Annotated in this window: 20 protein-coding genes; 12 read left to right on the top strand and 8 right to left on the bottom strand. The window is 51.4% G+C overall.

The features are described from left to right. Positions 1–56 precede the first annotated feature (56 nt). The 8 genes from SH467x_RS11525 to SH467x_RS11490 all read right to left on the bottom strand — a co-directional run bounded on the left by SH467x_RS11525 (position 57) and on the right by SH467x_RS11490 (position 7,214). Positions 57–1,166 (bottom strand): hypothetical protein, encoded by a 1,110-nt coding sequence (locus tag SH467x_RS11525; protein ID WP_482367269.1) that lies wholly within the window; start codon positions 1,164–1,166, stop codon positions 57–59. 326 nt (positions 1,167–1,492) lie between these two features. Continuing rightward, entirely contained in the window at positions 1,493–2,053 is a 561-nt protein-coding gene (locus tag SH467x_RS11520) for a dihydrofolate reductase family protein (protein ID WP_482367268.1), read from the bottom strand. 125 nt (positions 2,054–2,178) lie between these two features. Continuing rightward, positions 2,179–2,586: a hypothetical protein gene (locus SH467x_RS11515; protein WP_482367267.1), complete on the bottom strand. Its 408-nt coding sequence runs from the start codon at positions 2,584–2,586 to the stop codon at positions 2,179–2,181. 871 nt (positions 2,587–3,457) lie between these two features. Then, positions 3,458–4,912: a nitrilase-related carbon-nitrogen hydrolase gene (locus SH467x_RS11510; RefSeq protein WP_482367266.1), complete on the bottom strand. Its 1,455-nt coding sequence runs from the start codon at positions 4,910–4,912 to the stop codon at positions 3,458–3,460. Positions 4,913–4,942: 30 nt separating this feature from the next. Beyond that, positions 4,943–5,437, bottom strand: a complete 495-nt coding sequence (locus SH467x_RS11505) for an SHOCT domain-containing protein (RefSeq protein WP_482367265.1) — start codon at positions 5,435–5,437, stop codon at positions 4,943–4,945. 121 nt (positions 5,438–5,558) lie between these two features. Then, complete coding sequence (locus SH467x_RS11500; protein WP_482367264.1) at positions 5,559–6,311, bottom strand: hypothetical protein; 753 nt, start codon at positions 6,309–6,311, stop codon at positions 5,559–5,561. A gap of 581 nt (positions 6,312–6,892) precedes the next feature. After that, positions 6,893–7,117, bottom strand: coding sequence for a hypothetical protein (locus SH467x_RS11495; RefSeq protein WP_482367263.1), 225 nt, complete (start codon positions 7,115–7,117; stop codon positions 6,893–6,895). Next, positions 7,086–7,214, bottom strand: coding sequence for a four helix bundle protein (locus tag SH467x_RS11490; protein WP_482371364.1), 129 nt, complete (start codon positions 7,212–7,214; stop codon positions 7,086–7,088). Before SH467x_RS11490 ends, SH467x_RS11495 begins: the two co-directional genes overlap by 32 nt. A 470-nt stretch (positions 7,215–7,684) precedes the next feature. Here SH467x_RS11490 and SH467x_RS11485 point away from each other — a divergent pair, with 470 nt between their 5' ends. The 12 genes from SH467x_RS11485 to tnpC all read left to right on the top strand — a co-directional run bounded on the left by SH467x_RS11485 (position 7,685) and on the right by tnpC (position 24,018). Continuing rightward, the gene (locus SH467x_RS11485) at positions 7,685–11,449 is read left to right on the top strand and encodes an RHS repeat-associated core domain-containing protein (RefSeq protein ID WP_482367262.1); all 3,765 of its coding nucleotides are present in this window, start codon (positions 7,685–7,687) and stop codon (positions 11,447–11,449) included. An 833-nt stretch (positions 11,450–12,282) separates the two neighbouring features. Beyond that, entirely contained in the window at positions 12,283–12,585 is a 303-nt protein-coding gene (locus SH467x_RS11480; RefSeq protein WP_482367261.1) for a hypothetical protein, read from the top strand. A 168-nt stretch (positions 12,586–12,753) separates the two neighbouring features. After that, positions 12,754–14,550 (top strand): RHS repeat-associated core domain-containing protein, encoded by a 1,797-nt coding sequence (locus SH467x_RS11475; RefSeq protein WP_482367260.1) that lies wholly within the window; start codon positions 12,754–12,756, stop codon positions 14,548–14,550. 5 nt (positions 14,551–14,555) lie between these two features. Continuing rightward, positions 14,556–14,819: a hypothetical protein gene (locus SH467x_RS11470; protein ID WP_482367259.1), complete on the top strand. Its 264-nt coding sequence runs from the start codon at positions 14,556–14,558 to the stop codon at positions 14,817–14,819. A 319-nt stretch (positions 14,820–15,138) separates the two neighbouring features. Further along, positions 15,139–16,752: an RHS repeat-associated core domain-containing protein gene (locus tag SH467x_RS11465; RefSeq protein ID WP_482367258.1), complete on the top strand. Its 1,614-nt coding sequence runs from the start codon at positions 15,139–15,141 to the stop codon at positions 16,750–16,752. Continuing rightward, positions 16,749–17,471: a DUF1559 family PulG-like putative transporter gene (locus SH467x_RS11460; RefSeq protein ID WP_482367257.1), complete on the top strand. Its 723-nt coding sequence runs from the start codon at positions 16,749–16,751 to the stop codon at positions 17,469–17,471. The genes SH467x_RS11465 and SH467x_RS11460 overlap by 4 nt, the downstream gene beginning before the upstream one ends. A 703-nt stretch (positions 17,472–18,174) precedes the next feature. Further along, positions 18,175–18,477 carry a hypothetical protein gene (locus SH467x_RS11455; RefSeq protein WP_482367256.1) on the top strand — a complete coding sequence of 101 codons (303 nt, stop codon included), beginning with the start codon at positions 18,175–18,177 and terminating at the stop codon, positions 18,475–18,477. A gap of 168 nt (positions 18,478–18,645) precedes the next feature. After that, on the top strand, positions 18,646–20,538 hold the full coding sequence (locus SH467x_RS11450; RefSeq protein WP_482367255.1) for an RHS repeat domain-containing protein: 1,893 nt from the start codon (positions 18,646–18,648) through the stop codon (positions 20,536–20,538). Positions 20,539–21,116: 578 nt separating this feature from the next. Further along, positions 21,117–21,431, top strand: coding sequence for an IS66 family insertion sequence element accessory protein TnpA (gene tnpA / locus SH467x_RS11445; protein ID WP_482367254.1), 315 nt, complete (start codon positions 21,117–21,119; stop codon positions 21,429–21,431). 79 nt (positions 21,432–21,510) lie between these two features. After that, a complete protein-coding gene (gene tnpA, locus SH467x_RS11440) occupies positions 21,511–21,807 on the top strand; it encodes an IS66 family insertion sequence element accessory protein TnpA (protein ID WP_482367253.1) in 297 nt (98 codons plus the stop codon). Between the two features lie 5 nt (positions 21,808–21,812). After that, positions 21,813–22,193: an IS66 family insertion sequence element accessory protein TnpB gene (gene tnpB / locus SH467x_RS11435; RefSeq protein ID WP_482367252.1), complete on the top strand. Its 381-nt coding sequence runs from the start codon at positions 21,813–21,815 to the stop codon at positions 22,191–22,193. A gap of 82 nt (positions 22,194–22,275) precedes the next feature. Next, positions 22,276–24,018, top strand: a complete 1,743-nt coding sequence (gene tnpC / locus SH467x_RS11430; protein ID WP_482367251.1) for an IS66 family transposase — start codon at positions 22,276–22,278, stop codon at positions 24,016–24,018. Positions 24,019–24,026: the final 8 nt, after the last annotated feature.

The raw sequence follows: 24,026 nt of genomic DNA, 5'->3' as shown, positions 1-24,026 counted from the left end.
CACGATCTCAAATATCGTGTGCATCCGAACCGAATCTTCGGTGCATGTCTTTGTTATCAATTCTGGTTGAGTGCTTCGATTTCTCCCTTCGACTGGTACTGGAGGGTGATTCGGGTCTTCTCTTTGCCTCGTTCACTCATCCCCAATCGAATCATGTCTTGAGCAGGGTTCGAAAAAGTCAGGACGAATTGCTGAGAATTGATGTCACGACTCGGCTCTTCCGAAGTTGCCTTCCAATCCGATGAAGCGAGAGCGGATTTGTAGTATGTAGCGATTTCCGCAATGCCGCCCAAGGCGACCAGCTCCAGGCAATTGTCATCGGATAGAAACAGAATGGAATCGGATTGAGGAGGCACCGGCAATTCAACTGGCATCTGGGTCGTCCAGTATGCGATCCTCGTTACACCTGGCTTCCTCGTGCTTGTGACCGAGGCAGTTAGCAGTACCGCGTTCTGCTTCATATCCATCGCATCACCCCTCATGCCATAAGGTTGCCATCCCTGCTCCATCAGCAACGTGCGAACCAGCTCCCTCGTCTCTTGGACGCTCGTGGTGGCTTCAAAGTCCGCCACGTTATAGGCCGTTTTGATGTACTTTGCCCCCTTGGGTACCGGTAATTTGCTCACATTAACGTTCCCATGGTTTTGCAGCTTCACGACCGCCTTGCCAGGTTCGTCATGCGTCTGGACCGTTACATAGAAATGGAAACCCGAGCGAGTGAACTCACCATCTCCACCGGGCAGTTCCTGCCATTGCCGGGCTAACAGATTCCGACGCTGAAACTCATACTCGTTCTTCACATCAAACGATCTCAGAGCCACCACATATTCCAAGTGCGAGACCGATCTCGCATGTATTGCCAAGACATTGGGCAGAAGTGGAAAAGTGGTGAGATCGATAGCTTGCGCTGCCTCCGCCACCGTAGCAGGCTTTCGCACCTCCTGGTCTGCGTTTTTCGCCTTCTTGGCAACGTTCCCACCATTCGTTGATCGCGATGGCTTATCGCCGGATCTCAACTGAGACTGCTGAGCAAGCGACGATTGGGCCAAGCAGCTCGCAGATAAGCAGACTATAAGGAACAAGCTGGACTTGAGCCACTCTTGCGAGCGATTCCTCCCAAACTGGACGGCACGTCTGGCATCGCAGCAAAAACTTTTGAGATTCATTTTCACGTACTCCACCGTGAGAAAGTGATTGTCTTCAAGTCAAAAAAAACGCCTCGTCGACGCCGCGGCTTGCTTCCCGCACACCTCGTCGCTTGCTCACCATAGCAAGATCCGCCTGGAACGCGACATCCCGTTAGATGGTATCCCAACTCAGCCGACCATCGATGCCATGAGCATCCAGGCTTTACGCATTTCCGAAGTGCTCAGTAACGGTCCTAAGCCTGGCCCCTTTTCCAGATTTATTAGTATGATCAAAAACAATTCCATCAACACCAGAGCAATGACCGGAGGGTTCATATGGGTTTTGCATTGTTTGAGCCCGTTTGTTAGCAACCAGGGCGACGATAGTGCATAGCGACGACCCCGCATTGGAGCGGCGTCGCCGAGATCAGTTCCAGCCGACGTGCGATAGATGGCCCATGCTGGTACAAAGTTGGGCCATGACCGGTAATTCTGGGGTGAACAAGGAACTGGTACTCGTCGATCAAATTCATCCGGTCCAACTCGATTGCGAGTTTGCAGCTACCGAGGAGCACACCACCCGGGCTCGCATCTTTGAGTCTCTGCACGTTTGTAAGCAAGTCGCCGGTGACATGGTGGCTATTGGTCCACGGGAAGATCGTTCGCGTCGAAGATACAACATATTTCGGTTTCCCCTCCAGCTTGATCGCCCACTCGCGCATCGCCGGCGGCGCCTCTTGTTCACCCCGCGCGACCGCCGGCCAATACGCCTCCATCATCTCGTAAGTCACACGTCCCCACAGTATCGCCCCACACTCATCTATGAGGCGAGTGAAAAAAGCGTGTGTCTCCTCATTGGCGATCCCCTCCGTGTGATCGACGCAGCCGTCAAGGGTGACGTTGATGCTAAAGGTCAGTAACCCCATGCCATTTCACTCCGAATTAAACGTCCACCTGAATCGCGGCAAGCCTCAACGATCTTTTCGTCAACTTTAACGTCTCGCCACCGCAAGAGCAAGAAACTCACGGATGTGACCGGTCTTACCGATTCTTAAGCTGCCATTGATGTGAAACATTCCGAGAAGTTCCGTCGCTGCTTGCCAGACTTGGCTAGGCTTAAATCTCGATGATGATCGATATTGATCTCCCAAAGCTGACCTGCATCAATGCATCGGAGGTTCAGTATCGACTCCGCTCCCTTCTCTTTCCAACGCATACCACTTTGCTCCATTCGGTCTTTGATGATGTGTCGGCATGCACCCTCAATGAATCCCGTTGCAATCGGTAACCCCGCAGCAAGATGCTCGTTGTACTTCATGCGATCCCGGTTGGATTCAAGGTAACTGATGATTCGTCGTAGCTCCGAGTCTTGCGCTTTGCCGACTCCTTTGCGTCGAAGGTAGTTTTTGAGCGGTGAGATCATCAATTTAAAACATCCGGTCAGCAGCGTCAGGAACATGGATGGGCATGATGTACAGGATCTTCAGAAAACATGGGTGTTATCCTGTCCATCCTGTTGATCCATGTTGGATTACTACCTGAGTCGCGGCACAAGCCTCCATTTTCAGTCGTCTTTCTCCTTTTCGCAGCAACCAAGCTTTGCCCTTATTATCCACCTGGATGCGAGAAGCGAAAACATTTAGACGACGACCCAAAAAATGTTCGCGCAACATCTTGTAGTAACATTCCTCGGTCAAAGCGACCATTCCGAGGATGAGCCGGTCACACCCAAGAGAGAATCGGCTGATGGGAGGAACGGTCGGGAACATGGATGGACATGATGCACAGGATCTTCAGAATACAAGGGTGTTATCCTGTCCATCCTGTTGATCCATGTTGGGTTACTACATGAGTCGCGGCACAAGCCTCCATTTTCAGTCGTCTTTCTCCTTTTCGCAGCAACCAAGCTTTGCCCTTATTATCCACCTGGATGCGAGAAGCGAAAACACTCAGACGACGACCCAAAAAATGCTCGCGCAACATCTTGTAGCAACATTCCTCGGTCAAGCGACCATTCCGAGGATGAGCCGGTCACACCCAAGAGAGAATCGGCTGATGGGAGGAACGGTCAGGAAGATGGATGGATATGATGCACAGGATCTTCAGAAAACATGGGTGTTATCCTGTCCATCCTGTTGATCCATGTTGGGTTACTACATGAGTCGCGGCACAAGCCTTGGCTTGCCTCAAGAGAGAATCGGCTGATGCGAGGAACGGTCAGGAACATGGATGGACAGGATGCACAGGATCTTCAGAATACATGGGTGTTATCCTGTCCATCCTGTTGATCCATGTTGGGTTACTACATGAGTCGCGGCACGAGCACCGTTTCACTGAGCACAACTGCGATTTCGGGTCCCAACACCATCACTGCCTCGATGGAGATACGCCAATCCAACTAATGCCAAAAACAGTACGATGCAAATGAGACTGAATAGCTCTCCGCACGAGGCGTAGATGGTTTTCACGCCGCGCGCAGGGACTCCGACAATCGCAAGCCTCGAGGCGCTTGAATAGAAATCGTGGTAAGCCAACATTCGGCCATAGGGGTCTGTCGCAACGGATAGCCCCTGAATCGTGGGCCGCACGAGCGAACAGCCATTCTCTACGGCGCGGAACCTAGCCGAAACTGCATGAAAATGCATAATCTCCCGCCAGTCCGATGATGGGGCGAATAGGATGTCGACATTGCACCTCCCTGCTTGCCGAATGTACGACGGGAAATCCATGTCATAGCAGATCACATGCACAGTGCGAATATCATTGATGTTTGAAATGGCGACCTTCCCATCTCCTCTCCTTGTTCGTGCTTCGATACCCGGTATCAAATTGGATTTCAAATAGTTGACAACAATCTCTCCGCTTGGCGAGATCCCAATGCTCTTGTTTTCGTTCTGATTGAGGGTCGAGAATGATCGAAATGACATGAAGAGGAAGACCTGGTTGTCCGTCGCGAAGTCCTTCCCGATCTCAATCAGTTCATCTTCATAGTCAAGAGGTATATCGACGTTGGCTTCAGACCAAACGATCACTTTGGCGTCAGCCTCAACCGCCTTTTTGCTAACAGCAAAGAGATCCCGCACGACTTCCGATTGGAAGTCACGAGGGCTTTCAAGTCGATTCCTTTGCACATTGATCATGGCGACTTGCAAGGTCTCTCCTTGACTATTCGAAAACGCCAGCCTAGCTTCGCCATAGACCAACACACAAAACAGGACGCCCAAGAAAATGGCACCCTCTCTTCTCGCTAAGGTCCACTCAAATCTTGACTCCCAGATCCGGTTGAGTGTTGCCGCGAACCAGTAGATGAGGAAGACAAGTCCCCCCATTCCCGTGACAGACACGATCTGGATCAGCGACAAGTATTCAATCTGGGAATGAGCAAGGCTCGGTAAATATGCAGCCAAAAAGTAGTGGATCGTCACCATCAATAACGGCCAGTGAAATGCCGACGCAAAACCGTTGAACCTGTGATAAAGAAGCGAGTCGACGATGAAAGGAAAAACCCAGACGGCTCCTATAATCAAACAAACAGCATAGAACAAGAGCCCTTGAACGGGCACCAATCCGTCATACATGAACGACTGGCAAACCGACATCCCCACCCAGAGAGTGAGCCATGCCAGCAACCGGCGCGAGGTGGTCCTGTGGAATCGGATCAAGAACACGAACGCAAACCACGAGCAAATGGGAATGGTCCATTTTCCATGCGAAAACAAGAACATCCCTAACCCGAGGACGAGCCATAATTGCGAGCGATAAAACAAGGCTCTGATTTGGTGCACGGGTTGGCCTATACGATTGGGGAGCGACACTCAAAATGTCTTTTCATTCCTGTTCTGGATTTCCCGACGACGTTGCTGGTATCGCTCCTGAGCCTCTTCGTATTGGCCAGCCTTCACGAACGCCATAAAACTCAATCCAGCACCGAAAAGCACGAACAAGACACCGAATAGTGGAAAGAGGCTAAAAACACCAGCACCGCCAAATCCTGTGATGGATGCAGCCATCACCGTCCAGATAACACCAAATCCAACGACAAACAATCCTCCGAAAGCGCTACTAACCCTTCCTGGTATATACTTGTGGCCATACCTTCCCGCAACCATGTAGTTCTCACGTTCAATCTCCCACTCACGATCGAGTTGGGCAAGTTCGTTTTGGGCTTTGATTTCTTCAAGGTGATCAGACCGTACGGAGTCCTCCGATCCTTGGAGCACCAACCGTTTAGCAATCTCGAATTCATCGAAGGAAAGGGCGCCATTTCGTCGAAGCTCATCCAGCTTTTGCAACTCGTCGGAGATACTCATACGTCGAACTCCTCAAGAAAGTTAACGGTTCAGCGCATCGCGCCGAAAACGCTTGGCAACATATCCTCCGGCGGAGGACGTCCACTTCGAAACAGATCGACTGGGGCTTTGGTCCAGCATTTTACTCGCAAAGTACAGCAGGTCGTGCACGAACTGCTCGACGAGGGCGACCGATAAAGCATGCAACAGCCGAACCCACTGCAAGGAAAACGAGACTAGGGGGTTCTGGAACCGCAATTGCCGTCCCCGATACGGTGAATTGATCGATTGCGAAGTGTCCTGACGAGCTATAAACGGTTGTTAAATCACCGGAATCAGCCGGCTCATATGCAGTATTCGCGGAAAACGTTGTCCCGTTGCGAGTGAAGTCGACTGGAGAAAAAATAGATCTGAAGCGAATGCCAAATCCTGTATTGTTGGACGCACCCGAAACGGTACTTAAGTCAATGCCACGACCAACGAACGTATCGTACCCGCCGCTCTGGTATTGCGGATCAAGCAGATTCCAGTCGACTCCATTGTTCAATGAATAGTCAACCCGATACCAGTTTGACGAATCCCCACTGGATCTGTGCATCAAGTCGATTCGCAAATCCGTAAAGCCAGAAGTGTCAAACAAAAACTGAAGTCCACGATCCCCCGTACCAGAAAATTGCGTGGCGTAATTCGTTGTAAACCAAGCCTGATTACCGCCACCGAAGGGACCAGAGTCAAAATATGCAGTAGTCCCACCATCAAGTGCAACAGAACCGATTCCTGTATCGGGTGCCGTTGTACCCTCGAAGTTCCATTCGACCACGATGTCAGCACGGACATCGCTTGAAATAATACTCGATGCCAGTGCAATAGAAACTGCAAGCACTTGTCGCAACATTGCCGAACCTCAGGTTGTTAGAGTCTGTTTCTGTAAAACGAACGCCTGCCAACACCCTGGGCGAGGAATAAACACATTCACCGATCAAGCGCACTTGATCGTTCCCTTGGCGTGCACGACTTCATTCTGTCAAGCTTTTGGGTTCTTGAAACGACGAGAACAAGCAATCCAGCCCCCAAGTATACGATGAAACGGCATCCGATGTGCATGACTGGCAAAAAATTGAGCCATCAGGCATTACCGTGAGTGGTGATCGAGTCCGCCAGATGGACATGGATATTGTATTGCTAGAATCTAAAGTTCAGCGTCTTGAACAAGCAGGAACACTAATCTCCACTCATTCGCACTAATCGAAAACCGCGACATCTTGTTGCTATTCCTTATCAGTGGTGATTAGCGACGATTAGTGTTCTGCTCCCATGCAATCCCACGATTTGATTGGTCGCGAAGCCATAGGTTATCGATCCCATGTTCGGTAGCACACGATTGTTTGAAAATCAACGTTAGACCTCGAAAGACTTGCGCAACTCTACTGAGCTTACGACCGCATTGACCGAGTGCGACCAGTAAAAGTTAGCATATCAGAGCGTGTCGATCGAGCACTTCGGTCCAATGCTTGGCTCGTGCTTCTTTTCGTACTCGTACTCAGCATCGCGGTACTCGTACTCGTAATCGATTGACTGCTCGGCAACCGTCTCGGTTCGTTGGATCAATCGAGTCAACATCGAAACGATCCGTTTGAGATGGGCTTTTCCAATCCGTGTCGATTCCGCGTCAATCGCTTCGCAACGATTGGAGTATTTCATGAATCGCAGCACATTCCAGAGGGGACCCACGCGCGATCTCGAAAGGTCGATTCTTGTCCTTGAGGCTTTGCTTTCCGTTTCCCTCGGCAATGTTCAACCGGATCGATTGTGCAGCACGCAACCATTAATTGCAAGCATGTCGATCGATGCCCGACAGAGATTTCGCGGTTCGATAAGAATACGTGACATAGTCGATCGCAAGTCAATAAACGTCGAGTCGTTCATGGTCGAAGATTGGTTCGGTCATCAAGGTCCCTTTCGAGTACGAGTTCCGTTGCACTGAGTACGAGTACGAGTACGATGAAAGCTACCGCCAAAGATCCAAGAACCACCGAATACACGGAACACACCGAAGGAAGGCCACACCCATTTCTTACTCCCTTTCCGTGTATTCCGCGTGGTCCGTGGTTGAAAAACAACGTCGTGAATCAAGGAAGTGATCACTTGTCAGATTAGACGGCCAGATCACGAACATGGTTATTACTAGAATCTAAAGTTAAGCGTCTTGAGCAAGCAGGAACACTAATCTCCACTCATTCGCACTAATCGAAAACCGCGACAATCTTGTTGCTATTCCTTATTAGTGGACGTTACGCGCCTCCCACTGCATCAACTTCGGCAGACACGATCCAGCAAGTCGATATTACCTATGTAACCACGTCAGGTCTCCCGAAGGGGCTTGTCGCGACAGAAACCGTCCAGACGGGAAGAACCTCCGGCACGCGAGTAACAACCTATCAGTCTATCAATACCCCCTCGGATCCAGCGCGCCACGCTCGAGTCTCATCGATTACGGAAACAGGAGATAGCGTCAACGCAGTAACCTCCTTTACCTATGACAACCGAGGGAATATAAGCTCGGTGACCGACCCTGCAGGGCGGGTTACGAAGTTCTGGCATGATAATCGCGACCGGTTGATTGCGACCATGTCGCCGGATCCAGATGGAACCGGCTCGCTTCTACCAGTTCTCACTCGCTACGACTACGATAGCCACGATAACCTTATTGCTTCGGAATTGATCAACTCTCGTGTGGAGGGGACCAAACTCTACGTCACGGCGTTGATCACCAGTTACACGTATGATGCACTGGGGCGACAGACTAGCACGTTTACCCAACGGCCGGACTTGGAATGGCACTTAACCTATTCAAGCTCAACCGTTGGCCTAACGAGCACCAAACCATCTTCGACCTCGCCGATTACCACCTCGATTTTGGAAGCGTACGCCGCAGCGAATTCGCGGATCGTCAACACACCGGCATCCAACTCGTCGTATCGGGGCCTTGTGAGCGAAGTTTCTTATTTTGGAACGGCGAACATCGTCACCGAAACCATTTCGAACAATGGCAGCGATTCGAGAGTCTTTAAAACCGAATACGATTTGCTAAACCGACCTGTCAAGTCGATCACTCCTGCACCGGGATCTGGCTATACCTCCAAAACCGGAGAGCAGTTGGAGTCGGGTGGTATTGTCTCTCGAGTGGAGTACGACAATTTAGGCAATATCGTTGCATCCCGCGACGGTCTCAACAATCTCACCAAATTCACTTACGATGATTTGAATCGCGTCAATTCGATCGGAACACCGCATCCAACGACTTCCGGCTCCACCTTGGATACGGCAATCGAATACTTTGAGAGTGCCAAAGGCTGGATCACGAAATCGAACGATCCTCTTGGGATCAAGACCTTCGCAGAATCCGACATGCTCGGGAGAACCGTTCGCGTTTCTGGTAGCGGTGTGAGCACCCAGTCGGTTAGTTACTGGAAAGACGGATTACTGAAATCCACTACCGATGGATTCGGTCAAGTCACCGATTACGCTTACGATCGACAAGGGCGTTTGACTTCCGTCACCGCTCCAGCCGCGACATCTGGCGGGACTCGCCCTGTCTCCAACTGGACCTATTCGGTCGATAGCTTGCTTTCAACGGTAGTTGATCCGTTGAGCCGAACGACGACCTATCAATACGATGCGGGCGGAAGAATCCAATCGGTTGTTTCACCCGATCCCGACGGAACTGGATCGCTTGCGAGTGCGTATTCCAAGGTACTGCGAGACTCCGTAGGCAACGTCATGGCAAGCACCGATGCGGTGAACGAACCGCTAGGGAATTGGAATCTATTCACTTACGATTCCTGGTTCCGAAACACCTCTTCGATAGATGCCCTGGGCGCTGTCACCTCCACGAACTTCGATGTTTTCGGAAATGTGACGAGCGTCGTAGACCCTCTGAACAATACGACCAGTTATACTTACAACAAGCTCCAACAGCTCGTAACGGAGAACAAGGGAACGGACCGTTCTTTCTCGTATGATGCCAACGGAAACCTTGCTACTTTGACCGACCGCAACACACGCCATTCCTTCGATTCGGCAGGGAGGCTCAAGAGCATTACGCATTCGAAGACCGAATTGGGGGCAGGAGTCAACTGGGACGGTACCTCAAGCTTGCCATCGACAGGAACGTTCGCAGCCTACTTCTTGAACTACGATGCGGACAATCGGATCGCCAGCTTGGCATCGCGAGCCGATGGGTTCGTGACCAATTTCACTTACGATATCATCGACCAGTTGACGGCAGCGACGACATCCGCGATTAGTGGACTTACGATGCCGTTTTCTCCGACGGCTGAATCGTACAATCTGGATGAAAACGGGAACCGCAAATCTTCTGGAGGTGCTTCGCAATCAGCAAGCGGTACGCACAACCGGCTTCAGACCGATGGAACCTACAATTACACCTACGATAACGAAGGAAACGTTACCCGACGTACCAAGATTAGCGATAGCACTGTAACCGATTACACCTGGGATTATCGCAATCGATTAGCGACAGTTACCGACAAAGATTCGGCCTCCGGCGCAACGCTGAAGCAGGTGGAGTACACCTACGACGCTTTCGACCAGCGTACCGCGAAGCGTGTGGACACCGACGGCAATGGGACATGGGATCGTTACGAAGTGTACACTTGGGCAGATGGCCAAGAAGTCCAGCGTTGGGTCGATACCGACGGTGCAGGGACGGGTCAAAAGCTTCGACTTGCTAATCGCTATCTGTGGGCCGAATCAGTAGACCAATTGCTCTCCGACGAGCAGTACGCTTCTGGGACAGGGATGGAGATAGATGCTACCACCGCGTCAGGCACAGCTGGAACGACCCTTTGGGCGCTCACAGACCATTTAGGAAGTGTACGGGACTTGCTCGACAACAACGGTGTCGTACGCGAGCACAACGTTTTTGATAGCTTCGGCAGGCTGATTCGGGAGGTGGACTACAACTCCTCGGGTACCGCAATTTCGAGCACGGACGCCGCAGCGGTTGACAGCATATTTGGCTACACCGGTCGCGACTGGGATTCCGACATTGGAATGCAGTACAACCGAGCTCGCTGGTACGACCCACAAACCGGCCGATGGCTCAGTCAAGACCCCATCGGCTTCGCCGCTGGGGATTCGAATCTGTACCGGTATGTGGGGAATCGGGCTACAACTCACATCGATCCAAGCGGACTAGCGGACTGGATTCCACCTGAGTTGTGGGCTTATCCGGGAAAGGTTGGCCAATTCTGGAAAGGGTACTTTTGGAATGGACCGGTTAATGTTGTGACGGGCACCGCATCAGCTGCATATAACTATGATGATACGTGGGAGGGAATCAAAGGTGCTGTCGCTGATCCCGCAGCTGCTGCGTCGGCGATAGGGAACGAATACTACGAGAAGTCATTGTCAACGGAGGGGCAAGGAGAGATTTGCTTTGATATTGCAACTGCTGTGGTCGGCGCAACGAAAGCAGCAAAGGCATCGAAACTTAAGAATCTAAAAAAACTCACCGATAAGGTAGAAGTTGATATCCCAAATAGTGCATCGAGTCGCGGAGCACAACTACGAGATAAGTACGGAAGTCAGTTCGGTGAGTACATGCACTTCCGAGGTCAAGGCTTCACACCAGCGCAATCAAAGTACTTGACACAGCCTTACAGCGGTCGAGCAGGACATCACTTCCCGATTCCACAACGCACTGGTCGAGACTGGAACATACCTCGATCGATCATCGATAGTCGGTTCAATGTATTGCGTCCGACGGACATGAGTATTGGCCGCTTCTATGAACTGCATTATCGAGTAGACCCGTTCTTCCATGGCACGCGTTTTCCTCAGGCAATTGGAGGAACTTGGCGGGGAGGACAGCTCGGATTAGAACGCTATTCCGGTCTGCAAAAAATTTGGTATTCAACGCCTTGTCCCACGAAAATTGGAGTCGGTGTCGGACTAGGGACAGGTGCGGCGGGAGCGGGCTATTGGTGGTTTTCAGATGATTCGGAGTAGAATCTATGTGTTTACGAACGATCTCGACTTTCACTACGACCATTCCCGATGACACGCAGTGGAGTGACGATGGCGAAATTAGCTTCCCCGGTGGTAAAACGATCGCGAGCATAGTTAGCGAGTTCTTGCGAACATCGGGAACGCCTTGCAGCGAGCCTTCATTACGAGATTTCTATGGTTGGGAGCTTCAAACAGAACTCGATGGACACCGTTTCTTGATCGTTGTGCAATTCGTAGACGATTGGATACTGCAATGTGAACCAGTATCGAAATTGCACGTTGAGTCGGCTTCAACTATTCTACGACTACTCGCTAAGGGGCTGGTTCGTGATGAGCGATTTGGAAATATCCGTTGGCACTTCTCCACGGATTTTGATAGGGGAGACCTGTCGAAGGCTAGCGAGCAACCTAATTGATTTGTAATGACTAGCCCTGAGAAATGCACTAAGTCTCGGATCAGAACTACGAACGAAGTTCGGAAGTCTATTTTTTGAGTAGCTGCTCTTCAGAGGTCAAAACTATTTGCTCGCTGACACGAGTTACGGTGGCACCATGGGGAACATCGAGCCATCGCTTTTTTTGGGGGGGCCTTCTCTCGCGGCGCATCATTTATAAAGAATCCATCCCGATGTTTGATCAGTTGGCCTATCTCGAGCAACATGGGTCATGTTGCTCAAAAAGGCGTTTGAATCTGTTGGTAACAGTTCGCTTTTTAGGGTAGTGCCTTGGTGCTTCTAGCTTAAGAATCAGAATTCTTGCAGACTTCCGATTGAGAGAACAACGGTGCGTGAACGGTTGATTGTCCAGTTTTCAACAAGAAAGCGAGGTGCCCTATGGCACAAAACGACAAACCGGTTCACGAGATTAGACTCGGCAAGGTGAAGGCTGCCATTTGGCGTAACGAGACCGAATCTGGGACACGTTACGGGGTGACCTTCAGCCGAATCTATAAGACCGACGAGGGCTGGGAATCCAGCTCCTCCTTCGGTCGTGATGAGCTTCCGTTGCTTGGGAAAGTTGCAGATATGGCCCACATCTGGATCTATCAGCAAGAAGGGTTCACGCATCGTTCAACCTTTTGTCATTATCTTGTCTTGTCTGGGACGATGATTCGGCTACCGAGATGCAGCGGCTAGCATCCGTTCTGGATGCGAGATCCTATATGAAACGAACCGGCGGTGTCGCTTGCGCTCAACCGCCGGCTACAAGCTGCTATGCCTTCGGCATTCTTTGTGTGATCAACGGGTAGAAAGACTGGATCCGTTGGCAAGAAGATGGGGGCAAGAAGATGCAAATGCTGCTGCTTGAACCCATTGTTCAGAAACACCTCGTCGGTAGATGCCCTGGGAGCGGTCACCTCCACGAACTTCGATGTTTTCGGAAATGTGACCAGCGTCGTGGATCCTCTAAACAATACGACCAGTTATACTTACAACAAGCTCCAACAGCTCGTCACGGAGAACAAGGGAACGGACCGTTCTTTCTCGTATGATGCCAACGGAAACCTTGCTACTTTGACCGACCGCAACACACGCCATTCCTTTGATTCGGCAGGGAGGCTCAAGAGCATTACGTATTCGAAGACCGAACTGGGGGCAGGAGTCAACTGGGACGGTACCTCAAGCTTGCCATCGACAGGAACGTTCGCAGCCTACTTCTTGAACTACGATGCGGACAATCGGATCACCAGCTTGGCATCGCGAGCCGATGGGTTCGTGACCAATTTCACCTATGACGCCTTCGACCAGCGAACCGCGAAGCGAGTGGACACCGACGGCAATGGGACATGGGATCGCTACGAAGTGTACACTTGGGCTGATGGCCAAGAAGTCCAGCGTTGGGTCGATACCGACGGCGCAGGAACAGGTCAGAAGCTCCGACTTGCTAATCGCTATCTGTGGGCCGAATCAGTAGACCAACTGCTCTCCGACGAGCAGTACGCTTCTGGGACAGGGATGGAGATAGATGCTACCACCGCGTCAGGCACAGCGGGCACGACCCTCTGGGCTCTCACAGACCATTTAGGGAGTGTACGGGACTTGCTCGACAATAACGGCGTCGTACGCGAACACAACGTTTTTGATAGCTTCGGCAGGCTGATTAGGGAGGTGGACTACAACTCCTCAGGTACCGCAATTTCGAGTACGGACGCCGCAGCGGTGGACAGTATATTTGGTTACACCGGTCGCGACTGGGATTCCGACATTGGAATGCAGTACAACCGAGCTCGCTGGTACGACCCACAAACCGGCCGATGGCTCAGCCAAGACCCCATCGGCTTCGGAGGGGGGGATGCGAATTTGTATCGGTATGTAGGAAACCATCCAACCTACGCGAATGATCCTTCGGGGCTGCAAGAGCCTTTACATCCAATTTCTTTGCCCAATCAACATTCTCCCTACGTGAAAAATGCGTTTGGAGAATGGGTGGAGAACACTTGGTACAATGGTCGGAATCGGCCGTCATTGTTAGATTGGATTCAGGAACAAGAGAAGAATTCCAAGTTTTCGAGACCTTATTCGGAGAGCGGATACTGTGAGATGGGTCCTGAGACCCAATGGCATATGGATCGGAGGCTGCGAGAGGAAGCCCATCAGAGGCAGATTGAACGTTGGCAAATGATATATGCTTTGCAGGAGGCATCGATATCTTTGCTTTCAGCCGGTCGCGGAGGTGCAGCGCTCTCGCCCAGGCGAGGCGTCCCCATTCCCTTTCCACCGAGAACGCCGGTCCGCCAGTATCCATTCATACCGGCTGCCCCAATGGAGACAATCATTCAGCGAGCGCCACTCGATTGGTCAATTGTCAAAAAGGCGACTGGCGAAACGAGATGGGAACACGTCCAGAAGCATGGTGTCAACAATCTCAAGAAGGACTTTCACGGTGTGTTCGACCAAGACGCGGTACTTACGACTCAAGAAGCTTGGTATCGCGCTCAGCGCTTGGGAATCAAGGTAGATACTGATGGAACTTTGGTGGTACCAATGGGACGGAGAGTTGGATACGAGGGCGGCAAGCTCGGTAGTGGCGTTGAACTAAACAGCGTCACAATTCATACGACGGATAGCTGTAAGATTATCACTGCATACCCGACGAAATAGCGACTATGACGACAAAGACTATGACTACGAAGTACTGGCACAAAAACTGTCCGCGATGCAATCAAGGGCGGTTGTTCGTGATGATGCGCACAGGTCATGACCGCCCCTACCTTCATTGCGAAGAGTGCGAGTGGACCTGGGATGATCGTGGTGACTTGCAAACGAAAAGCGGAAAGTTGGGAATTGACTACGAGAACAGCGTTCCAACTCTCAATTCGCTAATCGAATCTGGGTGGACGGTGGAGGAATTGACCGCAACTGACGAGTGATAATGAGTCGCTTGCCTCGCCCCAGTTAAGCCACTGACCGAATTTAGGACATCGTAGCTGGTCGACGACTCAGCCGAAAACGTCGGTCATCACATAAAGACGTGCGGAACGATGATGAAAGTGTTCGAAGGTGCTGATGGAACGATTTCGATCACGGACAAGTTGAGGCCAATGTCGCTGTCAACGATCAAATTGGTTTGACGCACAATCAAGCAATTGTATTTGGCGTTGGAGCTAAAGTGTTTCTGCCGCCAAAGCTTTTTTTGACTTCATTTTCTCTGATACTAAGCCATATGCTTGTCAGCGAGCAGATGGGTTTGTGACCAATTTCACTTACGATATCATCGACCAGTTGACGGCAGCGACAACGTCCGCGATTAGCGGACTTTCGATGCCGTTTTCCCCAACGGCTGAATCGTACAATCTGGATGAGAACGGGAACCGCAAGTCTTCTGGGGGGGCTTCGCAATCAGCAAGCGGTACGCACAACCGTCTTCAGACCGATGGAACCTACAATTACACCCACGATAACGAAGGAAACGTTACCCGACGTACCAAGATTAGCGATAGCACTGTAACCGATTACACCTGGGACTATCGCAATCGATTAGCGACCGTGACCGACAAAGTTTCGGCCTCCGGCGCAACGCTTAAGCAGGTGGAGTACACCTATGACGCCTTCGACCAGCGCACCGCGAAGCGAGTGGACAGCGACGGCAACGGGACATGGGATCGTTACGAAGTGTACACTTGGGCCGATGGCCAAGAAGTCCAGCGTTGGGTCGATACCGACGGCGCAGGGACAGGTCAGAAGCTCCGACTTGCTAATCGCTATCTGTGGGCTGAATCGGTCGACCAATTGCTCTCCGATGAACAATACGCTTCTGGGACAGGGATGGAGATTGATGCCACCACCGCGTCAGGCACAGCGGGCACGACCCTTTGGGCGCTCACAGACCATTTAGGGAGTGTACGGGACTTGCTCGACAATAACGGCGTCGTACGCGAACACAACGTTTTTGATAGCTTCGGCAGGCTAATTCGGGAGGTAGACTACAACTCCTCAGGTACCGCGATATCGAGTACGGACGCAGCAGCGGTGGACAGTATATTTGGCTACACCGGTCGCGATTGGGATTCCGACATCGGAATGCAGTACAATCGAGCTCGCTGGTACGACCCACAAACCGGCCGCTGGCTCAGCCAAGACCCCATTGGCTTCGCCGCAGGGGATGCGAATCTGTATCGGTATGTTGGGAATGGGCCTACCAACAAGACCGATCCAAGCGGACTGCAGGAGAATGAGGTTCCGTTACCGTCGGATTATCCGCTAGATTTTGAAGACAAGTCAGTTAACGAGACGAGTGCGCTTCGCAACAAGCTCTATTGGGAAGGGTTCTCAAGAGCATCTCGAAATCGAGTTTACGAATACGGTTGCGGTGATTTGGCCGCGAAAAGAATGGGGATGTTGAGTCCGATTTCTGATGCATATGGCAGACTACCATTCCCAGGTTCGGATGGAATTCACTTTTTCACCTCCTCGATGTACGCGTTTGAGGCGGCAGACCGGATGGTGAAGGACGGAAAGCGGGTCCGTATTTTTGTATTCCAAACAAATCGAAAACCGTTGCCGTACGATGGTCTCGATGAGGTTCACAAAGGACGGTCACTTCCTTTCGAAGACCTGCTTGAGATCAATCCTCATAGTATTCAAACAGGCAACTTTAATTTCGCGACACTTCACTGGGACGGCAAAAAGTACTATTGGGAGTATGTAGCGGACGGGCATACCGATAAGTACCGAAGGGTATCCTGTGGAAACCTCCCAAGTTACCGGCAAGGGTATGGGTACAATTATTTTGGTGTAGTTGAGATTACTGAGGAGATGGAAAGGAAGGCAACTGGACTGCCGAAAGTTCCATGGGAAAAATGATTCGATCGTTGTGTTTGGCAGCCATATCCCTTGGCTTGATATTGGGCGGGTGTCAGTTGAAAGAAGGTACGTCAAGCTCTGACACCGAAGTGAAGGAGCTGCTTGAACGTGTTTTCATTGCAATTGATCAGTACACATCCGTCAAGAAAAAGCCCATCAATGCGCAAATTGACCAGGATGGCGTTATTCATTCCTGGCGAGTTGCAATTTACCCGTGGCTTTCATCGAACGAGTTTTTTGGCCGGTACAATTTCCAGGAGCCCTATGATTCTCCGTCGAATCTTGCAGCATCCAGAAGTGTACGTCTGAAAGAGCAAGGTGAAGTTGCCCTGTTTGATCCTAGTAGTTTCTTCAGAACTAAGTCGGGATCGGCATCTGGGAGCAATTGGACATCTGTTTTGATGATTACAACTGTTGGAGAGGTTGAACTCAACGAACGAGGCAAAGTCCCGGATGGAAACGAAAACACTATCTTAATCGTGTTTTTTTCGGGGTCGAAAGTGCACTGGACGGAGCCGACGGACTTAACAGTTAACAAAGATGGGACTGGAAATGCGGTATTCGAGGCATGGCTGCAAGAGCCCGAAAAGATCGTGTTGTTTCGCGATGGAAAGATTCGGCGTCTGTCGTCCGACGTTCAACGTAAGGAAATCGTCGCGATGTGTACTTTGGCGGGTGGTGAGTCGATAAACGCAGCACGGCATCAACAGCTCAAGTAGTCAAAGTCGAAAATGTTGGGACTGAAGACCGATGGCACGATGCCATCGGAAGGATTTAGCATTATGCGTTCCCGGTTGGAATCGCCAGGGCCGTGTCGATTGGCGAGAGATGATAGAACTGAACTAACAAGACGTGGACGTCGAGCTGAAGACGGGCGGGATGGTCATGTATGCTAGTGGCATTGACGGAGGACACGAAGCGGAATTGGCCAAGAGACTCTCATCGAAGTAAAACAAGGCGATGCGCCGAGCGATGTTTTAATGCCAATAAAGTAGCGGCGTTCGTAGTCAATGGCACGGAGCGCAGCGAGTCCCGCCCAGCGAAGCCGGAGCACGGGTGAGGATAAAGTGTCCCTGATCGGATTGTGGTCGCAGTCACTACCTAATTAGACCGATAAAGATTTCGGGCTGTTTCGAGATAGGTTGTTCAATAGTCGCGAATTCTGGAGAGGTCAAGTTGGATATCTGCCAGCGAGCGTTGAGAAATGCCTCAGAAGTGCTCTAGAACGAATTGCCCAGATTGGGTCGAACTCGTGCCATTCGGTTGGTAACGGACTCTTCAAGCCATTAACAGTCGGTTGCTTAGGCCTTTGTTCGAAGATGCCTATCTTAAGAATCAAATCTCTCGCAGAATTGTGATTGAGAGAACAACGGTGCGTGAACGGTTGATTGTCCTGTTTTCAACAAGAAAGCGAGGTGCCCTATGGCACAAAATGACAAACCGGTTCACGAGATTAGACTCGGCAAGGTGAAGGCTGCCATTTGGCGTAACGAGACCGAATCTGGAACACGTTACGGGGTAACCTTCAGCCGAATCTATAAGACTGAAGAGGGCTGGGAATCCAGCTCCTCGTTCGGTCGTGATGAGCTTCCGTTGCTCGGGAAAGTTGCAGATATGGCCCACACCTGGATCTATCAGCAAGAAGGGTTCACGCATCGTTCAACCATTTGTCATTATTTTATCAGGGATGGAGCGATGATTCGGCTAAGGAGATGCAGCGGCTAGCATCCGCTCTGGATGCGCAATCCAAGACGGAACGAACCGGCGGCGTCGCTTGAGCTCAACCTCCGGCTACAAGCTGCTATGCCTTCGGCATTCTTTGTGCGATCAACGGGTAGAAAGACTGGAACCATGGGCAAGAAGATGGGGGCAAGAAGATGCAAATGCCGCTGCTTGAACCCATTGTTCAGAAACACCTCTTCGGTAGACGCCCTGGGAGCGGTCACCTCCACGAACTTCGATGTTTTCGGAAATGTGACGAGCGTCGTGGATCCTCTGAACAATACGACCAGCTATACTTACAACAAGCTCCAACAGCTCGTTACGGAGAACAAGGGAACGGACCGTTCTTTCTCGTATGATGCCAACGGAAACCTTGCTACTTTGACCGACCGCAACACACGCCATTCCTTCGATTCGGCAGGGAGGCTCAAGAGCATTACGCATTCGAAGACCGAATTGGGGGCAGGAGTCAACTGGGACGGTACCTCAAGCTTGCCATCGACAGGAACGTTCGCAGCCTACTTCTTGAACTACGATGCGGACAATCGGATCACCAGCTTGGCATCGCGAGCCGATGGGTTCGTGACCAAGTACACCTATGACGCCTTCGACCAGCGAACCGCGAAGCGAGTAGACAGCGATGGCAATGGGACATGGGATCGTTACGAAGTGTACACTTGGGCCGATAGCCAAGAAGTCCAGCGCTGGGTCGACACCGACGGCGCAGGGACAGGTCAAAAGCTCCGACTTGCTAATCGCTATCTGTGGGCTGAATCGGTAGACCAATTGCTCTCCGACGAGCAGTACGCTTCTGGTACGGGGATGGAGATAGATGCCACCACTGCTTCAGGCACAGCGGGCACGACTCTGTGGGCGCTTACAGACCATTTAGGAAGTGTACGGGACTTGCTCGACAATAACGGCGTCGTACGCGAGCACAACGTTTTTGATAGCTTCGGCAGGCTGATTCGGGAGGTGGACTACAACTCCTCAGGGACCGCAATTTCGAGTACGGACGCCGCAGCGGTTGACAGTATATTTGGTTACACAGGTCGCGACTGGGATTCCGACATTGGAATGCAGTACAACCGAGCTCGCTGGTACGACCCACAAACCGGCCGATGGCTCAGTCAAGACCCCATCGGCTTCGCCGCTGGGGATGCCAATCTGTATCGGTATGTGGGAAATGGGCCTACGAATGCGACTGATTCATCGGGGCTTGAGGGCTACTTTGAAGGAATCTGGCAGTTTGGAGGTAACTTTGTTAGCGAGTATGCAAACTCATTCTCATCTTCAGACAACTTTTTTAGCGGCGTCGGAAATGCAATGATCGGAATTGCTGAAGCCCTAGATCCTAGAACGATTCCAGCAGATCTTGCTCAGGGGTGGGAGCTTCTCGATGATGATTTACAAGTCGCCCAGCAAATGATCTACTCACCTGGGGAGTACTGGAATGGTAGGAAAAAAGCGGCTGGCGAACTTACAAGTGCAATTCAGCAAAAATGCTCTACAAACGCTGGGATCGGCGAAGTTTACGTACAGGTTGCTGGAGTGGTTATTGCTAAAAAAATATCGTCTGTGCAGATTCTAAAAGGAGGAGGAAAAATTGGATCGATACCAACAGGACCTGAAAGTGCTGTAGTTCGACAGCTGTACCTTGAGCAAGTTAATTCGCGAACGTTTGCGTACAAGCTGAAATTGCACAACGCAATCAAAAAACTGCAGACGCTAGGGCGAAGTGAGAATGTTACTGTCGCACAAGTTGAGTGTGAACTCTTGGCCAACACAGAGTTCCGAATTGGCGCTTCAAGTTTGCACAAGATCGGAGATGGTTACATAGTTGGAGGCAGGGAGAGTCTTGGGTACTTTAACCGCTCTACGTCTCACCATGAAATGCTTCATATTGGTCAGTACATTCGAAACCCTAACTTGATCGACACGAGGCCATTTGGCTATGTACACGAAATAGTCCCGTCGTTCGTAGGAACTCCTGAGCTATATGGGGGAGGCGTAGTCGTTATAGGCGGAACAGTTATTGTTGGTGGCAAAATAATAAACAAGTAGCTTGATTGAAAATGACTACACATTTCGAGAATTTTTTTCTGTTCGCATTAACATTCCTGCAGGGCTATGTGTTCGCATATGTAGTCACTGACGCAACGGGAATTTCAATGTTTCTTACGCTACCAATTGGGCTAGTCCTAGGTTTTGTCGCGGCATGCCTGGAACTTTCGGCTTTTTCAAAGCCCTAAAATAGAAACAGCTACAAATATTGGCCAAATCTAAGGCAATCGCAGTTTAAACGACTCGACCGAATTACAGCCCTGGTGTCACAGAAACCGAGTTTGTATGAACTAAACAGCCCGCACCGGGTGCATTTGCTTTTATGGCACAGTTGCGGTGTGGTAATCATTGGGATCTCTGAGTTTTTTGACGTGCATCGGATTTCGGTCTTGGCGACTCGTCAAGTTTGGGGAGTGCTTGCTTTCGGTTCCGTTTCATTTCGTACTTGACCGCCGTTCGGTCGTCATCCCATCGTGAGCGTACACTGACCGGTTCTTGATTTTCCCGACCTGGTCGGTTTCTGTCGTGTAGTTTTCTGCGTTCGATCAACGTTTTCACTCGTACGCAAGGAACCTATCTTGGCACAACCATCTTCTGCTTCTCGCTCCCAACGATGGGCGCAGCATCTCGCGGATTTCGACCGCTCAGGACTTACCGTAACCCAATTCTGCGATTCCATCGGTTGTTCCGTTCCAACCTTCTATAACTGGAAGCGCAAGCTTGGCAAGGCTCCGGTCCAGCCAGCGTTTTTGCGAGTTCAATCCGTGGATGCTGTCGACTCTGCGATCGAAATCAAGCTCCCAAGCGGCGTGCTTTTGCGTCTACCCCTTAGTGCGATTGCCTCGCTCTCTGATATTCTCGATCAGGGTGAGCGTACACTGACCGGTTCTTGATTTTCCCGACCTGGTCGGTTTCTGTCGTGTAGTTTTCTGCGTTCGATCAACGTTTTCACTCGTACGCAAGGAACTCATCTTGGCTCGACCATCTTCTGCTTCTCGCTCCCAACGATGGGCGCAGCATCTCGCGGATTTCGACCGCTCAGGACTTACCGTAACCCAATTCTGCGATTCCATCGGTTGTTCCGTTCCAACCTTCTATAACTGGAAGCGCAAGCTTGGCAAGGCTCCGGTCCAGCCAGCGTTCTTGCGAGTTCAATCCGTGGATGCTGTCGACTCTGCGATCGAAATCAAGCTCCCAAGCGGCGTGCTATTGCGTCTACCCCTTAGTGCGATTGCCTCGCTCTCTGATATTCTCGATCAGGTGGCATAGTTACCATGCTCGCTCTCAACCCTTCAGTTCCCATTTACCTGCATACCGAGCCCATCGATATGCGCAAGAGCTTCGACGGTCTCTTCGGGATCATTAAGAATGACTTTCAGCGCGACGTGCGCGATGGTGGCTTGTTCATGTTCCTGAACCATCGCCTGAATCGGATCAAGCTCTTGTACTGGGACACCGATGGAATCGCTATTTGGATGAAGCGATTGGAGAGAGGCTGCTTTCAGCGCCCAGTTCGAAGCGCCGATGGAAAGCATGTCGTGGTCTCGTCCGCCGAGCTGCAGTGGATCCTTACGGGAGTCGAACTCAGCTCTGTGAAGAAGAGAATGCGCTACGTCCCTCCGGCCCGCGATTCTCTAGAAGCAATCTCTGCTTGAAACAGAAACAATTCCTGTGTTTTTAGGCAATTTCACTTCTGTCCCCTCTTGCGCTTTTTGGGCCTCGCGCTATAACACCATCATGCAAGACGCGAACGAATTACCGAACGATTTGAGCACCGCACAAGAAGTGATTCTTGTGCAATCGAACGTTCTCGTAAAGCAAAAATCCGAGATCGATACGCTCAAAAAATCGCTCGAAGAAGCGCTTGCTGAGATCCGCTTCCTGCGCACCGGGAAGAAGCGAGAGAAGTTCATCAACGCAGACCAATATCTCTTGGAATTCGAGGATGACAAGGAGTTGCAAGAGGCGCTCGAAGCTGCCAAGAAGGAAGCGGAAGCCGAGGTAGAGCGCATCACCTATACGCGCAAGAAGCAAGCTGTCGCGAAGAAGCCAAATAGTGACAAGTTCCCGCCACACTTGCCGCGTGAGGTCGTGGAAGTGGAGATCCCTGATGCGTTCCAACAACGCGTTGACTCTGGCGAGCTGATCGTCAAACGCTATGAAGTCACCGAAACCCTCAAGCACATCCCGTCGAAGCTTGTTGTTCTCCAGTACAAGAAGCCTGTTCTGGCTTACGCCAACTCCCCCGAACGCGAGCTGAACGTCGAAGAAGAAGTAAATCTTGGGGAAAAGGGCCGCTACCACCCTTCCGTGGCTGCTCAAGTGATCCATGGCAAGTTCGGGCTCCATCTCCCCTATTACCGCCTGCAAGACATGTTCGCCTCCTCGGGGTGGACCCCAAGTCGATCCACCCTGGATTACCTGGCGGATCTAACTCATGATGTTTCGGAAAGGCTGCTCGAAGCGATGCGAGCCAGACTCATGGCCTCTCGTTGCTTGGGGCTTGATGACACGCACGTCAAGCTGATCATGCCCAAGGAGATACCCGACGAAAAGGAGGCTCTGCAAGACTCCCGAATACAGCGACTCCTTGAGAAGATGAAGGAGGCTCAAAAGGAAAAGAAAGATAGCCTGGATGCCAAGATGTGGGGCTACTCCGGCTTCGACACAACAGCTCCTTATGATCTCTTCGACTTCCGAGTCTCGCGGCATCGCGATGGACCTGCAGAATACTTGGAAGGGTATACCGGGCATGTGATGGCAGACTGTTATTCGGGCAACATGAGCGTGATTCTTGCGCCCGGGTCGAAGATGACCCGCATGGCGTGCTGGTCGCATGCGCGCCGTCATGTTTATGAACATCAATCCAACGATCAGAAAGCCGCATCGCTCCCTCTTGCGCTGATGAACCAGCTTTACGATATCGAGCGTCGCTGCGCGCAGTGGAGCGATGAAGCACGAGGAGAACTGCGAGCCAAAGAATCGCGAATGATACTCGATCGACTCCGCGACTGGCTCGATGGCCCGTTGGCACGAAGCGCGTTACCTGCGAGCAAGCTTGGTGGCGCGCTCAACTATGTGCGCAACCACTGGGATGCGTTATGCGTATACGCCACCGACGGCCGCCTGCCGATCGACAACAATCAAGTCGAAAGGCTGATGAAGCGAGTCGCGATTGGGCGCAAGAACTGGCTGTTCGTCGGAAGCATGCGAGCCGGGATACGCAATGCAAGCCTCATGAGTCTGGTTGCCAGTGCGCAGCGTCAGGAGATTGACATTGGGATGTACTTGGAGAGTGTGATCACACACTTGCTACGAGGGACAGCGCGCGTGGAGGAGCTGCTACCGGATCGCTGGAAGGCAGAGCACCCGGAAGCTGTGCGCACCTATCGGGAGCAGGAGCGTCGCGATAAGGCTGATAACGCAACGGCCCAAGCTGCGAAGCGTCGAATGCGAAATCAGCTTCGCAAATCGAAGTAGGGAACAGA

It is taken from the genome of Brakhagea slesvicensis (assembly GCF_052161625.1).
Taxonomy (GTDB): Bacteria; Planctomycetota; Planctomycetia; order Pirellulales; family Pirellulaceae; genus JBKCUI01.
This window is presented reverse-complemented; position numbering and strand designations above follow the sequence as displayed.

Excerpts from the sequence above, each read along its gene's own strand:
- SH467x_RS11505 (WP_482367265.1), bottom strand. The coding sequence starts at position 5,437 with ATGAGTATCTCCGACGAGTTGCAAAAGCTGGATGAGCTTCGACGAAAT.
- tnpC (WP_482367251.1), top strand. The coding sequence starts at position 22,276 with ATGCAAGACGCGAACGAATTACCGAACGATTTGAGCACCGCACAAGAA.
- SH467x_RS11520 (WP_482367268.1), bottom strand. The coding sequence starts at position 2,053 with ATGGGGTTACTGACCTTTAGCATCAACGTCACCCTTGACGGCTGCGTC.
- tnpB (WP_482367252.1), top strand. The coding sequence starts at position 21,813 with ATGCTCGCTCTCAACCCTTCAGTTCCCATTTACCTGCATACCGAGCCC.
- SH467x_RS11455 (WP_482367256.1), top strand. The coding sequence starts at position 18,175 with ATGGCACAAAATGACAAACCGGTTCACGAGATTAGACTCGGCAAGGTG.
- SH467x_RS11480 (WP_482367261.1), top strand. The coding sequence starts at position 12,283 with ATGGCACAAAACGACAAACCGGTTCACGAGATTAGACTCGGCAAGGTG.
- SH467x_RS11495 (WP_482367263.1), bottom strand. The coding sequence starts at position 7,117 with ATGAAATACTCCAATCGTTGCGAAGCGATTGACGCGGAATCGACACGG.
- SH467x_RS11460 (WP_482367257.1), top strand. The coding sequence starts at position 16,749 with ATGATTCGATCGTTGTGTTTGGCAGCCATATCCCTTGGCTTGATATTG.
- SH467x_RS11500 (WP_482367264.1), bottom strand. The coding sequence starts at position 6,311 with ATGTTGCGACAAGTGCTTGCAGTTTCTATTGCACTGGCATCGAGTATT.
- SH467x_RS11515 (WP_482367267.1), bottom strand. The coding sequence starts at position 2,586 with ATGTTCCTGACGCTGCTGACCGGATGTTTTAAATTGATGATCTCACCG.
- SH467x_RS11470 (WP_482367259.1), top strand. The coding sequence starts at position 14,556 with ATGACGACAAAGACTATGACTACGAAGTACTGGCACAAAAACTGTCCG.
- SH467x_RS11525 (WP_482367269.1), bottom strand. The coding sequence starts at position 1,166 with ATGAATCTCAAAAGTTTTTGCTGCGATGCCAGACGTGCCGTCCAGTTT.